Annotated in this window: 13 protein-coding genes and 6 pseudogenes; 3 read left to right on the forward strand and 16 right to left on the reverse strand. The window is 57.6% G+C overall.

Features of this window, described 5'->3' with window-relative positions; translation table 11 throughout:
* The first annotated feature begins 85 nt into the window (after positions 1-85).
* The gene (locus N2600_RS26675) at positions 86-1,180 is read left to right on the forward strand and encodes a nucleotidyltransferase family protein (RefSeq protein WP_260299491.1); all 1,095 of its coding nucleotides are present in this window, start codon (positions 86-88) and stop codon (positions 1,178-1,180) included.
* Positions 1,181-1,310: 130 nt separating this feature from the next.
* Here N2600_RS26675 and N2600_RS26680 read toward each other — a convergent pair.
* From N2600_RS26680 to N2600_RS26740, 13 genes and pseudogenes are all read right to left on the reverse strand, one after another.
* A pseudogene (locus N2600_RS26680) lies at positions 1,311-1,584 on the reverse strand (GMC oxidoreductase); the annotation flags it as partial.
* A 28-nt stretch (positions 1,585-1,612) separates the two neighbouring features.
* A pseudogene (locus N2600_RS26685) lies at positions 1,613-1,747 on the reverse strand (quinone oxidoreductase family protein); the annotation flags it as partial.
* A gap of 211 nt (positions 1,748-1,958) precedes the next feature.
* Complete coding sequence (locus tag N2600_RS26690) at positions 1,959-2,108, reverse strand: hypothetical protein (protein ID WP_260299426.1); 150 nt, start codon at positions 2,106-2,108, stop codon at positions 1,959-1,961.
* 52 nt (positions 2,109-2,160) lie between these two features.
* Positions 2,161-2,505, reverse strand: coding sequence for a hypothetical protein (locus N2600_RS26695; protein WP_260299427.1), 345 nt, complete (start codon positions 2,503-2,505; stop codon positions 2,161-2,163).
* Positions 2,506-2,630: 125 nt separating this feature from the next.
* Positions 2,631-3,032 carry a RidA family protein gene (locus N2600_RS26700; RefSeq protein ID WP_128406154.1) on the reverse strand — a complete coding sequence of 134 codons (402 nt, stop codon included), beginning with the start codon at positions 3,030-3,032 and terminating at the stop codon, positions 2,631-2,633.
* 127 nt (positions 3,033-3,159) lie between these two features.
* Positions 3,160-3,900, reverse strand: coding sequence for an SDR family NAD(P)-dependent oxidoreductase (locus tag N2600_RS26705; protein WP_260299428.1), 741 nt, complete (start codon positions 3,898-3,900; stop codon positions 3,160-3,162).
* Positions 3,901-4,163: 263 nt separating this feature from the next.
* Positions 4,164-4,427, reverse strand: a pseudogene (locus N2600_RS26710) (alpha/beta fold hydrolase); the annotation flags it as partial.
* 54 nt (positions 4,428-4,481) lie between these two features.
* Positions 4,482-5,282: an IS21-like element ISSme2 family helper ATPase IstB gene (gene istB, locus N2600_RS26715; protein ID WP_162119685.1), complete on the reverse strand. Its 801-nt coding sequence runs from the start codon at positions 5,280-5,282 to the stop codon at positions 4,482-4,484.
* Positions 5,282-6,568: an IS21 family transposase gene (gene istA, locus N2600_RS26720; RefSeq protein ID WP_260299429.1), complete on the reverse strand. Its 1,287-nt coding sequence runs from the start codon at positions 6,566-6,568 to the stop codon at positions 5,282-5,284. The genes istB and istA overlap by 1 nt, the downstream gene beginning before the upstream one ends.
* A 71-nt stretch (positions 6,569-6,639) precedes the next feature.
* Positions 6,640-7,236: pseudogene (locus tag N2600_RS26725) on the reverse strand (alpha/beta fold hydrolase); the annotation flags it as partial.
* Entirely contained in the window at positions 7,205-8,797 is a 1,593-nt protein-coding gene (tnpC, locus tag N2600_RS26730) for an IS66 family transposase (protein ID WP_260297203.1), read from the reverse strand. The pseudogene N2600_RS26725 and the gene tnpC, both read right to left, overlap by 32 nt.
* A 73-nt stretch (positions 8,798-8,870) precedes the next feature.
* A complete protein-coding gene (tnpB, locus tag N2600_RS26735) occupies positions 8,871-9,215 on the reverse strand; it encodes an IS66 family insertion sequence element accessory protein TnpB (protein WP_011053349.1) in 345 nt (114 codons plus the stop codon).
* A complete protein-coding gene (locus N2600_RS26740) occupies positions 9,212-9,556 on the reverse strand; it encodes a transposase (protein ID WP_163856647.1) in 345 nt (114 codons plus the stop codon). Before N2600_RS26740 ends, tnpB begins: the two co-directional genes overlap by 4 nt.
* 318 nt (positions 9,557-9,874) lie before the next feature.
* Here N2600_RS26740 and N2600_RS26745 point away from each other — a divergent pair, with 318 nt between their 5' ends.
* Positions 9,875-10,441 (forward strand): TetR/AcrR family transcriptional regulator, encoded by a 567-nt coding sequence (locus tag N2600_RS26745; protein ID WP_017957028.1) that lies wholly within the window; start codon positions 9,875-9,877, stop codon positions 10,439-10,441.
* 136 nt (positions 10,442-10,577) lie between these two features.
* Positions 10,578-11,387 (forward strand): carbon-nitrogen hydrolase family protein, encoded by an 810-nt coding sequence (locus tag N2600_RS26750; RefSeq protein WP_260299430.1) that lies wholly within the window; start codon positions 10,578-10,580, stop codon positions 11,385-11,387.
* Positions 11,388-11,513: 126 nt separating this feature from the next.
* Here the strand turns inward: N2600_RS26750 and N2600_RS26755 are convergent.
* From N2600_RS26755 to N2600_RS26765, 3 genes and pseudogenes are all read right to left on the reverse strand, one after another.
* Positions 11,514-11,752 (reverse strand): annotated as a pseudogene (locus N2600_RS26755) (MFS transporter); the annotation flags it as partial.
* Between the two features lie 139 nt (positions 11,753-11,891).
* Entirely contained in the window at positions 11,892-12,401 is a 510-nt protein-coding gene (locus N2600_RS26760; RefSeq protein ID WP_260299431.1) for a nuclear transport factor 2 family protein, read from the reverse strand.
* 40 nt (positions 12,402-12,441) lie between these two features.
* Positions 12,442-13,912 (reverse strand): annotated as a pseudogene (locus N2600_RS26765) (aldehyde dehydrogenase family protein).
* Positions 13,913-13,919: the final 7 nt, after the last annotated feature.

Below are 13,919 nucleotides of genomic sequence, written 5' to 3' on the forward strand. Positions count from 1 at the left end.
GATAGAGCCAGCATCCTATCTTGCGATCTATCCCCTCGACCGTTATACTGTTTTTGAAAAACAGTATAACACCGGATTCGAGCTTATGAAGTCCATCGACCTCATGTATCAAACGATGCTCGCCGAGTTAGGTCAGCGTTCGCTCGACGCCGCTTGGACGGCCGATTTCCCTCCGGAGGGTCGGTTCACCCCGGCGAACATCAAGGGGCGCAAGTACTGGTACTTCGACATCCCAGATGGACATGGTGGTACGAAACGTCGTTACGTCGGTTCTGCTGATGATCCGGATATCGCGCAGCGCGTAGCTGATCATAAGCGGGACAAGGATGACCTACGCGCTCGCAGGCGCTTGGTAAATACCTTGACCCGCGAAGGCGGGATGACCGCCCCTGACGCCACGTCGGGCGACATCGTCGAGGCTCTTGCCGATGGCGGTCTTTTTCGTCTCAGGGGTGTTCTTATCGGCACGGTGGCCTTTCAGTGCTATTCAGGACTGCTGGGCGTCCGCCTTCCCATGGCTGCGATCCTCACCGGCGATGCGGACATCGCCCAGGACTATGCCATCAGTCGGGAGGTTGAAGACAGTCTGCCTCCGATCGTTGAGCTGTTGCAGGGTGTCGACGCCAGCTTCCGGCCAGTTCCCCATCGATCGGGATCCGCGGCGTCGTCGGCGTTTCAGAATGCCGATGGCTACAGGGTTGAATTCCTGACGTCGAATCGTGGTTCGGATGACTACATCGACCAGCCGGCGAAGATGCCCGCCCTTGGTGGCGCCAGCGCGGATCCACTACGCTTTCTCGACTTCCTCATAAGGGAACCCGTCAGGACAATCCTGCTCCACCGAAGCGGTGTCCCAGTCGTCGTTCCTGATCCATCCCGTTATGCGGTCCACAAGCTCATAGTCGCCAGCCGCCGACACACTGACGGGCAGGGGCCGGCGAAGCGAGAGAAGGACGTTCGTCAAGCTGCACTGCTCTTTGAAGCCCTGCAGCAGACAAGGCGATCTGCCGACTTGGCGCTCGTCTACAACGAAGCATGGGAGCGCGGGCCTGCGTGGCAAGAAGGTATTCGAACCGGGGCAGGAATGCTGCCAGCACAAGATGCCGAGCGGCTCAAAACGGTCCTGATCGAGGGCGCAAAGAAAAACCGCGAAGAAATTGAACTTCCGATTGGAGAATAGACTGTCTTCCGCTTCGAAAGCCAAGCAGTTGAATTAATTCGAAGTTGCGAAGAGAAATATGGTGCCGAGAGTTCGAGTCCGCTCAAGACCTGGTGTAATCGGGCAGTTGCTCATCTGCGTTAGAGCCTTTTTAAGAGGAATACTCTTCTCCATCAACGAGATGACGGCAGGCGCAAAGGGTCAGGGCCATGACGGTGAGGGTGGTGCCGGCAACTCCACTGCCGGGGAAGGCGCTGGCGTCGGTGACGATGAGGTTAGGCGCGTCCCAAACTTGGTTGTAGCGATTGAGCACTGATGGATGTCTCCGGAGTCTCTCCCATCCGCGCGCTGCCCTTCTCGTGGATGGCAGCGCCCACGCACATGGTCTTGCGGAACCATGTCCGGAACATGAAGCGGGTGAAGGCTGGGTCAGCTCTCAGTGCAATTCACCAATATGAGGTCGCCTCCCTCAATGGAAATAGCCTCGACGGCAATGAGCACATCGCCCGGCCCGCAGGCAGGATCCGGCATATCGACATATTCAAGAACGGCCGGAACACCAGGGTTGCCATAGACTGCAGCCTTCATCTGTTCTTCCTTTTCCGTAACTGCACGGGCTAACTGTCATTCAACGATGAACCCAACTTGCAGCGCTCAGCCCAATCTGCTGAATTCCACTGATAAGGGGTTGCCCAGCGATTGCGGGGCCGGATCGCGGTCGTCCCGCCCGTGCTACCGGGCGCCATTTGCATTGCTAGAAGGCAAGACGCCTGTAAACGCTTCAGTCCTTCGATAGTTGCTATAGCGGCTGAGCTTCCCGCTTGAAGAAATAATGAAAGACGAAATGGCCTGGTGAAACGACCGCAACTAATTCCCACCCGGCGTCACCAAGTTCGTTCATCTGCTGGTTATCGAGTATCTTGTCCACAGTCAGGTATTCCCATTTCATGATGGACCTCGTTTATTGCTGTGACCGATTGCCTGGGACAGGGAAGTGCTTTTCAGGGCACCGCGGTCTGTGCTGTGTGGCTCTTCCAATAGGTGTCAATGATGTTGCGACAGTTCCGAATGACATGTTCGCCAACCTCCGGGTTTCCTCCCCGCAGCGTATCCGGATTGCCTCCGCAAAGGCGCACGAATGTTGCCTGCTGAACCGCGAACATGAAGTAGCCTTCACTGGTCGGTTCAAATTTCAAACCAGCGTCTTGCACGTTCCTCGTGACTTCGGCTGTCGCATCGGAGATGGCGCGCGACACCTTCTCAAGCATCGTCTGTTCGGCCGCTTGCTGGATGGCTAGGAAGGAGCGCTCCTGCGGTGTGGGAATGGGGCAACTGTCGGTGTTCATTACATTCTCCTTGGGAGGCTGAGATTCTGATCGCATTAAGGCGGTCACAGGCTTTGGCCATGGGTCGGTCGTTGCTAAACGCGACTAGCCTTTGCATCGTAATGCAGCCGTGGTAGGCGCCAGAGTCATTCCAGGATGGCAGTGACACGGATCTCAATTCGCATGGCGGGGAGCCCAAGGGCTTCCACACCGGTCTGCGTCCAGATCGGAGCTCGATCGGGCATGTACTCACGGAAAAGACCGGCAATCGTTTCGTTCACGATCGGTGGAAAGCCTCCGACGTGATAAGAGTTGACATGGACGACATCCTTCCAGTCCGCGCCAGCCGTGGCCAAGGTTCGCCGGACATTCTCAAATGCTCTCTCGATCTCGGTCACGATTGACTCCGGAATTTCGAGTTCATCGTTCCATCCGCCCTGGCCGGAGATCTCGATGCGATCACCAATCTTGAGCGCTTGTGAAAAGTGCAAAAGCTCATGGAATTTCTGCCCGTATCCGGCCGTGACGAAAAGTTCAGGCTTTGCCATTGAGGTCTCCTATTGTGAGGAAGGTATAAGCATGGAGATGGCGCCCACCGAAATGGTGTGTTGCCGGTTAGTCCGGGCGATCGAAAAGGTGGGCACCATCGCTCCATCAGAATCTTGCACGAGCAAGTCAGGCGATTGCACCGCCGTCTGCGGTGAGAATAGCGCCCGTGATGAACTTCGCGGCCGGGCTTGCGAGAAATACCACAGCGTTGGCAATCTCCCGCGGTTCGCCGTAGCGTCCCAAGGAGGTCAAGCTTTTCTGCACGTCTGCAGCCGGGCCGTCCGCCGGGTTGCTTTCAGTATCGGTTGCTCCGGGTTGCACGAGATTGACGGTGATACCACTTGGACCAAGTTCACGCGAAAGACCACGTGTGAAGGATGTGAGTGCTGCCTTGGACATTGCATAGAGTGTTATGCCGGGAAACGGTACCCGCTCGCCCAGAGCCGAGCCGATTGTGACGATGCGGCCGCCTTTGCCGAGATGCGGGATGACGGCTTTCGCGAACAGGACCGGAGCTCGTACATTGACATCCATCAAGGTCTGATACGCTGAGACATCCAGGTCGACGATCATGCCGTTGTGGCCAATCGCGGCGCTGTTCACAAGGATGTCCAGCCCGCCCAAAGCGGAGACGGCCTCGCTTACTGAGCTAGCAATTGCCTCGGGGTCGGCGCTGTCTGCTTGGATTGCAGCCACGCGACGCCCCATCTTTTCGATCGCTTCGGTTACCTTCGAGGCTTTTTCGGCGGAGCGTTGGTAGGTGAACGCGACATCCGCGCCGTTTTCTGCCAGCGCCAATGCGATCGCAGCACCAATGCCTCGCGACCCGCCAGTTACCAGTGCGCGTTTGCCTTCAAGATTGATCATGTATCTGTTCCTTTCCACCAGGATAAGTTGATCTGTTTCAAGTTATTTGCGAAGGACACCGTCGGATCCAACCGAACAAGCGAACACTATTTCGCGGGGATTGCTGGCATCCTGTAGGTGCCAGACGTGCAAAACTCCGTTGCTTGAACAGAACACTTGGAATAAGTCGTAAAACCCGTACCTGTCCTCCCCGTGAAGCTTCGCGATTGTCCGCTTTTCAGTGGCCACTTGAGCCAAGCCCGACGACGACAGTCGTATCGAGCTTAGACATGTCTGATCAGGAAGCTCCGAATGAACTGAGCGATCTCGTCTGCATGTGTTTCCAAGGCAAAATGGCCGGTATCGAGCAGATGGACCTCCGCGGTGGGCAGGTCACGCTTATAGGCCTCAGCACCCGCGGGTACGAATGCTGGGTCATGTCTGCCCCAGACCGCCAGGAACGGTGGCTGGTGATCCCGAAAATACGCCTGAAACTCCGGATACCGGTCGATGTTTGTTCTGTAGTCGAGGATTAGATCCAGTTGAATTGTCAAGCGAATCGAAGAATTGACCCCTTTGCCGAATTGAAGAACTGACCCCCTTCATTGGTTTGCGGTTTCGTTGGTTTCAAGCGCCGCTCCGGCCTTCTGCAGAAGGCCGGAGCGGCGCTTTTCGCGAAGCCGGTAGCTGTCGCCCCGGATGGTGATCACCGTCGAGTGGTGAAGCAGGCGGTCCAATATCGCCGTGGCGACCACGGGATCCCCAAAAACACTTCCCCATTCGCCCACGGAGCGATTTGAGGTGATCAGGATTGATCCCTTCTCGTAACGCCGCGAGACCAATTGGAAGAACAGATGGGCGGCGTTGGCCTCGAATGGCAGATAGCCCAACTCGTCAATAATCAGCAGTTTTGGTCGCGACAAGATCGTCAACTGCTTGTCGAGCGAGCCGTCGTTGTGAGCCTTCGCCAGCATCGCCACCAGGGTGGCCGCCGTGACGAACTGGACGTTGTAATTCTGCCGGATCGCTTCACGTCCCAGACTTACGGCCAGATGGGTTTTACCCGTTCCGGGCGGGCCGAGGAACAGGACCGTGTCGCCGTGAGCGATCCAGCGGCAAGTTGCCAATTCTCGTATCTGCCCCCGATCCAGCGACGGCTGCGCCTCGAAGTCGAAGCCGTCGAGCTCGCGCACGAACGGGAACTGCGCCAGCTTGCTTGACATGGAGATGCGCCGCTCGTCGCGCCGGGCGATCTCGCGCGACACCAGGAAGGCGAGAGCCTCACGTAATGTCATCTTCGAACGCGCTGCCTCGTCCAGCAAGGTGTCGAGCTGGTCGCGAATTGCCGTCAACTTCAGCCGGTCAAGCGTTGCGATCAGTAAATCATGATCCACGTTCGTCATCACCAGCCTCCTCCGACCACCGCCTCATATTCGGCAAGCGGCCGCAGCAAGACAGCGGGAGCGATCTCGATGGATTCTTTACGGACCGGCCCCTCGAAGCCGGCCACGCCAACAAAATGCGCCCGATCCTCGATCCGTTGTCGCCGCCCGCGGCAAAGGGGATGGTCGGCGACGACCTGGCCGGCGTGACGGATAATCACGCGGCCGGCCAGCACCACGACCTGAACGCTTTCGCCGATCAGGCGCCAAAGGACGGAGTAGCTGTTGGTGTCGAGGTCAATCGCGCAATCGGCTTGAACCTTGCGAACAAGATCCCGCAATTGTCCGAAGGGTGCCCGTCCGGCCAGCGGGCGGAGCGCCTTGGCTTCGTCGGCAAAACGTTCCGCCGGTTTGACACCGGTGGTGCCGTGTTCACGCTGATCGGCAACTTCGCGTGTCCATCGATCCAGGTGCGCTTCGAACTCGGCCCAGCTCTCGAAGCGCCGGCCGGCGATCGCGTTCTTCTTGACGTAGCCGACCCCGCGCTCGTCCTTTCCTTTCGTGCGGGCCCGATACGGTGCGCAGGCCCGCGGCGTGAAGCTCCAATATCGGGCAAAGGCATGCAGTCGCGCGTTGAACCTCACTTCCCGCGTTACCGCATCATGATGCTCAACGAGTGCCTTTGCGTTGTCGATCAAGACTTCCGCCGGAACCCCGCCAAACCGAAGGAAAGCACCTTCCATGCCTTCAAACCAATCTGCCTGCCTCTCTCTGAGCGACGCGCGAGTATGCATCCGCCGCGAATAACCAAGCGTTCCTACGAACAGGTGGATCCGAACCCGCTCGCCGCCGATCCACACCTTCGTGTCGCCGAAGTCGATCTGCATCTGATGGCCGGGTGCTGTCTCGAAGCGGACCGTCGCCCGCTTTTGTGCCTTTAGCTCTCGCCGCCACTGCCGTACTCGAAGCTCCACAGAACGCAGACCGATGATAATGCCGTGCTCGCTCGCCAACTCTTGGCGGATCACATCCGCATTGCCGTCATGCCGGAAAAAACGCTCGCGAAGCCAATCATCGAGCCCGTCGAACGCACTGCGCCGATCAGGCTTTTTAAACGGTGCAGCTCCGCCCTCTCGAAGGTATCGGCGAACCGTGTTGCGCGCGCATCCAAATTCCTTCGATAAACGTTTGGCACCCCAACCGAGCTCATGTAGCCGCAACATTGCCACCACCTCATCAGCCTGAAGCATATCCCCGCCCTGCATCGTTCGCGACAATGCAGGATGCAACGAAATCTCGATCGTCATCCATCACTCCTCGTGTTGATACGAGGGGTCAGTTCTTCGCTTCGTTAGGGGGTCAGTTTTTCATTTCGCCCGACATGAATGTCTTCAGCACCCGGCCGCGACATGAACGCGATATCAAGTTGATAACCATCGGGTGAAAGACGCTCCTTTGACGTCCCGGTGCGGTATTGCCAGTTCTCGATCACCCCAGGAGACAGAGATGCCCGACATGCCTCTCTGTTTTGAGCGGAGGGATCACGCCAATATGCCTCCCACGCCGTCCATGCATCACTGAACCCTTCGATATAGGCGTTGCCATTCTGGCTGATGATGGCGGAGATTCGGTCCGGATTGGTCGTCGCCATCCTGAACCCAATCGGTGCACCATAGTCGAAAACGTAAAGTGCATAGCGGCTGAGGCCGAGTGCCTCTGTGAAGCCCGTCATGACAGCGGCGAGTTTATCGAATGTGTAAGGGAATTCTCCACGTGCAGGTGAACTCGTTCGACCGAACCCGGGAAGGTCTGGTGCGATGACGCGGTATCGATCTGCCAACAGCGGCATCAGATCACGGAACATGTGGCTGGATGACGGAAAACCGTGGAGCAGAAGAAGGACTGGTGCTTCCTTTGAACCGTAAGCGGCAAGCCGAGGCCGTTCAGCCTGTGTAGTTCCACGGCATGAGTGCATCGATTTCGCTGCTGGGCCAGCTGTTGGCTATGCGCTCGAGGGTTTGGGTGAGCCAGGCCTGCGGATCGACGTTGTTCATCTTTGCTGTCTGAAGGAGCGTGGCGATTGTCGCCCAGGTCCTGCCCCCGCCGTCGCTGCCGGCGAAGAGGGAGTTCTTTCGCGTAATTGTCTGGGGCCTGATCGCGCGCTCAACGATGTTGGAGTCGAGCTCGATGCGACCGTCGGTGAGGAAGCGTTCGAAGATGGAGCGACGCGAGGTAGCATAGCGGATCGCCTCGGCAAGCTTCGATTTGCCGGAGATCCGCGGCAGGGTTCTTTGCCAAAGGTCGAAGAGCTCATTGACGACGGCAGCAGATGTCTGCTGACGCGCCGCGGCACGAGCGTCAGGGCTTTGCCCGCGGGCAGTTTCTTCGACCTGCCAGAGCTTTGCCATCAGCTCCACCGTTTCGGTGGCGATCTTTGAGCTTTCCGAGGCGTGGAGCTCGTAGAACTTGCGTCTGCTATGGGACCAGCAGCCGGCCAATATCACTCCGTCATTGCCGCCGTCAGATCGGGCAAGCTTGTTGTAGGCGCCATACCCGTCGACCTGAAGGATGCCACGATAGCCATTCAGATGCCGGGCGACACGATCGCCAGCGCGGCTATCTTCGAAGCGATAGGCGACCATCGGCGGGCCACTGCCGCCAAAGGGTCTGTCATCCCTGGCATAGGCCCACAGCCAGGCCGTCTTTGCCGATCCGGATCCCGGCGCGAGCGTTGGCAACGTCGTCTCATCAGCGAAGATACGCTCGGCCTTCTTGACCTCGGCGAGGATGTAATCGGCCAGAATGTCGAGCTCGAAGCCGAGCTTGCCCATCCATTGCGCCATCAGCTTGCGATCGAGATCGACCTTGTCGCGGGCATAGATTGCCTCCTGCCGATAGAGCGGAAGGCCATCGGCATACTTCGAGACCGCGATCTGGGCCAGAAGTGCTTCCGTCGGAATGCCACCCTCGATGATGTGCGCGGGCGCCGATGCCTGGACGACACCGTCTTCGTTTTTGAAGCCATACTTCGGCCGCCGGGTGACGATGACCCGGAACTTCGCCGGCACGACATCTAGCCGTTCAGAGATGTCTTCTCCGATCAGCACCTTCTGCTTGCCGGCATGCTCAGGCAGTTCATCCGGCTCGATCACCACTTCGACCCGCTCCAGATGAGGTGCGAAGCCCTTGCGCGGCCGCGGCTGACGTTTGCCATCCGGATGGGCTGCGCCCTTGGTGACCTGGGCCCGGATCGCGGCGATGCCGGTCTCAATCTCCTCAAAGACAAATGCCTGCTGTTCATCGTCGATGCCTGAAGGTCCAAGCTTTTCCGATCGTCGGCCAAAGCGAGCACGATCGAAGGCTTTCAGGATCTGGGTCAGTCGTTCGATGCGTTCATCAGCATGGGCGTTTCGCGCCTTCAGATCTGCGACCTCGCTCTCAAGAGCATCAGTCCGCGCCGCCTTGTCAGCCATGGCAAGGACCATGGCCTTCAGTGTCTCTACATCATCCGGGAGCTGCAGATCGGGCGGCGTCATGAGGCCTACCAGAGCATATTTTGCTCCGGATTTCCTGCCCTTTCAGGCGGTTGATTCACTTCGCCGCAGGCCTTTACCCAACAATCTCCGGTGGCTTCACCGCCACAGAGCGAACCCGTTTCCAGTCCATGCCGTCAACGAGCGCCATGAGCTGGGCATGATTGAGCTGCACCCGGTTGTGGCCGATCCGCGGCCAGCAGAACTGCGCCTTCTCTAGCCGCTTGGAATAGAGGCAGACCCCTGATCCATCCCACCAGACGATCTTGACCCGGTCTGCCCGTTTCGCCCGGAAGACATAAAGCGAGCCGTTGAACGGATCACTGCCGGCGTCGCGCACGAGCGACAGCAAACTGTCCGGCCCTTTGCGGAAGTCGATGGGATGACTGGCGAGGAATACCTTTACACCCGCGGGGATCATGCCGAACGAACCGCCCGGATGACGCGCTGCATATGCGCCTCGTCGACATGCCGGCCCACCCGCACGACGATATTGCCAATGATGATTTCCACGACGGGGTCGGATACAACGCTCTGTGGATCCACTGTCGCTGCAGCTTGCCCAAGCTCATCACTCCCCGACAGTTCTCTGCGCCAGCGATAGAGCTGAGACGGAAGGATCCCGATTTGCCGCGCAATTGCCGAGACGTTCACACCCGGCTGACAGGCTTGCTCGACCGCTGTGGCCTTGAACTCGTCAGACCAGAACCGCCGCAACTGTCGCGGCGAGCCGTCAAGACGATCGGGCACCGCCTCGATCATCCGCATCAATCCAAGGCTAGCCGCAGGCCTAGACATAGATCCTCACATTCAGAGAAGTCGTATGTCCGAAATACCCTGCCCAGCATCAGCAGCGCCAGATGGGGTCTCCTTGCCGCTTACTTTGAACCGGCCTCTCTGTAGAAAACCTCGACGTCTTGTACCTTTAGCGTTTGTAGCTTACGGCCATTTAGAACTCCTTCTCAAAGGACTCGACAAACCAACAGTCGCGAATGAAGGTAAAATACGACCGAACGGTCGGTTGTCAACCCTTTAGATTTCCTGTATCAAGTGCGGAGAACCCTGGCTCGGAGAAGACGTATGAAAGTCATGAGAGAAACGATCGTATCGACTGCGAGGGAGTTGTTTCGATCAAAAGGTTATGCAGGCGCGTCGATGAATGACCTCGCGGATGCCGTGGGCCTGAAGAAATCATCGCTGTACGTCCGCTTCCCCAATAAGGAAGCTCTCGTTCCGGCGGTACTTGATCTCACTTTGCAAGAGACATTCGGTCAAAGAGACTCAGCCTCCGGGCAATGGGATGATGAATTCGTCGAGGTCATCGAATTTATCGCGACCACTCTCACTGATCGCGGCAGATGCGTAGGTCTGCATCTAGCCTACGGCACAAGTGACGAGACCCCGATTGCGAAGCATGCCGTTCGAGCATTTTTTCAAGCGCATCGCGATCATCTGTCGAGCATCCTGTCCCGCGCCATGCCTGTCGATGTAGCTCGCGACATTGCGACTGACACGTTAGCCCGTTTGGAAGGTGCCACGGCTTTTGTTGCGATATTCGGCGAGAAGGATGCCATGAAACGAGCGGTTCGCCTTTCCATCGAAGAAGCTAAAAATGCAGCCGCTGCGAAGTCACTGTCTAGCCGATAACGCCTAAGCCGTGCCGGTTACCGTATCCGCTACCGCATTGAGAATACCCGTCCGTCCATCGGGAAGCTCATGGCAGCCCTGGAACTTTGACCTTACGCCAAGTACTAAGCTCAATCCCTTGAGGTGGAGGATAATAATGCCTGTTTGTGCTTACGTCGAAATGACCGATGGCTTGCAGCCGCATGGACCGGCGTGGGAGCAATTTGCCCAAGCTATTGGCAAGTGCAGGCCCGATATACTGTTGATGAATGAGATGCCTTTCGGTCAGTGGCTGGTTCGAAAGAATGATTTCGTAGTCGAGGACGCACAGCAAAGTGTTGAGATCCACGAAGCTGGAACCGCTGCTCTCGCTGCGCTGAACATTCCGGCCGTTATAACAAGCCGTCCAATGCTGCTCGCCGACCGCCTTGCCAATGAGGCGATCGTCATCGAGAACGGCGAGGTTCGCCCCCTGCATACGAAGACCTACCTTCCGCAGGAGCCTGGTTGGTCCGAGGTGTCCTGGTTCAGTCGAGGCGATGGGCGCTTCAACATCCAGAATATTTGCGGGCTAGGTGTAGGCGTCCTTTTGTGTACCGAACTCATGTTCAACGAACATGCCAGACAATACGGCCGATGCGGAGCCGATTTGATTGCCGTTCCTCGGGCGACCGGTTCTGCCCACGAAAGCTGGATAACTGCCGGCAAGATGGCCTCAATCGTCTCTGGGAGTTACGTCGTCAGTTCGAACAGGGTCGGGCATTCTACGGATGGTCCACGCTTCGGCGGAGGCGGCTTCGCCATCACCCCCGGGGGCGATCTGGCTGGGCGGACAGAAACCAGTTTTTCCATCATGCTAGTCGACATTGATGCGCAGGTTTCTGCCCGACAGCGGCAGGAATATCCCTGTTACGTGGACGAACTGCGTGACCCTGGCGGCATCGGGGTCTCTGATATCGATATTTAAATGTCAAAAAACCCAGTCACTGTAGTTCTCTGCAGGACTGCTACTACGTTGCACTGCCGTATTGCCGGTCCTCCCACTCTTGGGAGGACCTTGATCCTGCCTGTTCCTGCCAAAGACGGCTTCGTATCAGGCTTTGCCCGGCCGGTTGATCGCCAGGAAACGACGAACAACAGGCCTGTCGGGACCCGAGTGGTAGGCAAGTACCTTGGCCTGGAGGTCGGCATCGGCCTGCGAAACCTGTTTGTGCTGGCGCTGGTGCTTCGCCCAGGACTCGACCATGAACCATTCGACCTCTTTTGCGGATCGGCAGAATCCTCGGTCACGCCCCAGCCATAGGCGCCATCGCTCCTGCGAGAGGTGTGCAAGCGCATGCAGGATCAGGAGTTTTTTCGGCGTTGTTTTGCCGGAACTGACCGAAGTTTCGTTCAGTTCGCCTAGCGATTACTTGCTGCCCGAAACCTATTACATCAAGTTAGTGATCGTTGCCGCGAGGCAGACCTACATTCAGACAGTGATTTCGGACCCGTCTGGGTTCGCTTTGATGGAATACTCGCCGCCGTTTCTGAAACTGCGGACCGTTGCGAAAGTATCTTCCATAAACTGCACATAAGACAGCTTGCCGTTCTCACCGCGCGCCAGAACCGAAAAGGGCGACGTCACCGTATTGCCCAAAACGTTTGATGTGTAGGTGAACGTGCCGAAGATCGCTGCTCCGTTCTTATTTTCGAAGCTGTCCTGAATTTCGAAGTTGTCTGTCGTCCAGTAACGGCCGACATCGATAAAAGTCTGAACCAGCCCTTCGGTACCTTCGTTGGTACCGGCCCAAGGCATGATCCGCTTCAGCTCCGCGTGCTCATAGTTCAGCGAAACATAAATGAAATCGTCCGTCGTGAATTGTTTTACGAAATCCAGGTCAGTCGGGTTCGACAGGATCGACTGCAATACCCCCAACGGTGACGTGGGGGATGCAGGCTCGGCTTTAGACAACTTCTCAGCGTGCGCATTGATAGACATCGTATATTCCTCCTTCTAAGTGACTTTGGGAATTGAGGTGTCAGCGTTGCGCCAAGCCCGGCTTGAGCGCGATGTGCTTGTGTTCGATGAAATCGTCCAGCGCGGCCAGACCGTTCAAGCGGCCAACGCCAGACTGCTTGAATCCGCCCTCCTCGGTACCGTCGTAGACCTTCGCCCAGTCATTAATCCACACCGAGCCTGCTTCGAGCGCCTGCGCGACGCGCAAGGATCGATCTACATCGCGTGTCCAGATGCTGGCCGACAGTCCGTACTCATTGTCGTTGGCAAGACGGATCGCTTCCGCCTCGTCAGAGAACCGCTGAATCGTCAGCACTGGACCAAAAGTCTCCTCCTGTACGATAGCAAGACTGTTGTCGGAGACTTCCAGAAGGGCCGGGCGAAAGAAAGCGCCGTTTGCAAGGGGACCCACATTGATGGGGCCGCCACGCTCGACGACCTTCGCGCCGGCTGCGATAGCGGCCTCGACCACACCATCGACCCGCGCAACGTTAGCGCGGTCGATCAGCGGGCCCATATCGCTGGAGGGGTCGGCGGCGGGGCCAACCTTGACGTTGCGCAATCTCTCCGCCAAGCCGTTGCGCACGGCCTCATATTTTCCATCCTGCACGAGCAAGCGGGACCCCGTCATGCAGAACTGACCGCTGAAGACAGTCAGCGCCTGTTCCAGTACCGGCAAGGCGGCATCAAGGTCTGCATCGTCAAAGACGATCATCGGCGTCTTGCCGCCGAGCTCCATTCCGAAACGTTTGAGGTATCTCGCGCCGGCTGCTAATGGCTCGGCCGGTACGGGTAGATCCGGTGAAGCTGACGACTGGAACCTCCGGCGAGTCCACGAGATAAGCGGAGCCCTCAGGACCGCTTTCGAAAAACAGATTGATCACGCCATTCGGAAGATCCTCTGCTTCCGCCATAATCTCGGCCATGACGCTTGCCGTCTGTGCGACTTGTGCCGGGAGTTTGATGACGGTGGTGCAACCAGCAGCGAGCGCTGGGGCGAGTGATCGGATCGTCAGAATAACCGGAGAGTTCCAAGGTGCAATGACCGCCGCGACTCCCATCGGTTGCCGAAGGATCACGGAGATGCTCCCGGGCTTTGGTGTCAATGCCCGTCCACCTTCGACCAGGGCAGTGGCTGCCGAGTAGCGGAGTTTGCTCGCAACCATGTCCAGCTCGAATGCAGCTTCAGCCTTTACCTTGCCGTTCTCCAACGACAGAATTTCGAGTAGTCTGTCGCGATTGCGTTCGAAGGCGCATGCTAGTTGGTCGAGCACACGAGCCCGTAATTCATGATCATGCGCCCACATTGTTTCGCGAAAGGCTTTAGAGGCTGCTGCCACCGCAAATTTCGCTGCCTCAAGGCCGTAGTCGGGGTAATGGCCGATTACGTTATAAGTCGCTGGGTCTATTGACTGTTTCAACTGACCTTCTTGGCATTGAGATCCGCTGATCCAATTGAAGGCTTTGCGGCTCGGTATGTTGTCGAGGGGCATCGTCATA

The organism is Rhizobium sp. WSM1274, from assembly GCF_025200775.1.
GTDB classification, from domain to species: Bacteria; Pseudomonadota; Alphaproteobacteria; order Rhizobiales; family Rhizobiaceae; genus Rhizobium; species Rhizobium leguminosarum_I.

Excerpts from the sequence above, each read along its gene's own strand:
- N2600_RS26675 (WP_260299491.1), top strand. The coding sequence starts at position 86 with ATGAAGTCCATCGACCTCATGTATCAAACGATGCTCGCCGAGTTAGGT.
- N2600_RS26690 (WP_260299426.1), bottom strand. The coding sequence starts at position 2,108 with ATGAAATGGGAATACCTGACTGTGGACAAGATACTCGATAACCAGCAG.
- N2600_RS26695 (WP_260299427.1), bottom strand. The coding sequence starts at position 2,505 with ATGAACACCGACAGTTGCCCCATTCCCACACCGCAGGAGCGCTCCTTC.
- N2600_RS26700 (WP_128406154.1), bottom strand. The coding sequence starts at position 3,032 with ATGGCAAAGCCTGAACTTTTCGTCACGGCCGGATACGGGCAGAAATTC.
- N2600_RS26705 (WP_260299428.1), bottom strand. The coding sequence starts at position 3,900 with ATGATCAATCTTGAAGGCAAACGCGCACTGGTAACTGGCGGGTCGCGA.
- istB (WP_162119685.1), bottom strand. The coding sequence starts at position 5,282 with ATGACGAACGTGGATCATGATTTACTGATCGCAACGCTTGACCGGCTG.
- istA (WP_260299429.1), bottom strand. The coding sequence starts at position 6,568 with ATGACGATCGAGATTTCGTTGCATCCTGCATTGTCGCGAACGATGCAG.
- tnpC (WP_260297203.1), bottom strand. The coding sequence starts at position 8,797 with ATGACGCCGCCCGATCTGCAGCTCCCGGATGATGTAGAGACACTGAAG.
- tnpB (WP_011053349.1), bottom strand. The coding sequence starts at position 9,215 with ATGATCCCCGCGGGTGTAAAGGTATTCCTCGCCAGTCATCCCATCGAC.
- N2600_RS26740 (WP_163856647.1), bottom strand. The coding sequence starts at position 9,556 with ATGATCGAGGCGGTGCCCGATCGTCTTGACGGCTCGCCGCGACAGTTG.
- N2600_RS26745 (WP_017957028.1), top strand. The coding sequence starts at position 9,875 with ATGAAAGTCATGAGAGAAACGATCGTATCGACTGCGAGGGAGTTGTTT.
- N2600_RS26750 (WP_260299430.1), top strand. The coding sequence starts at position 10,578 with ATGCCTGTTTGTGCTTACGTCGAAATGACCGATGGCTTGCAGCCGCAT.
- N2600_RS26760 (WP_260299431.1), bottom strand. The coding sequence starts at position 12,401 with ATGTCTATCAATGCGCACGCTGAGAAGTTGTCTAAAGCCGAGCCTGCA.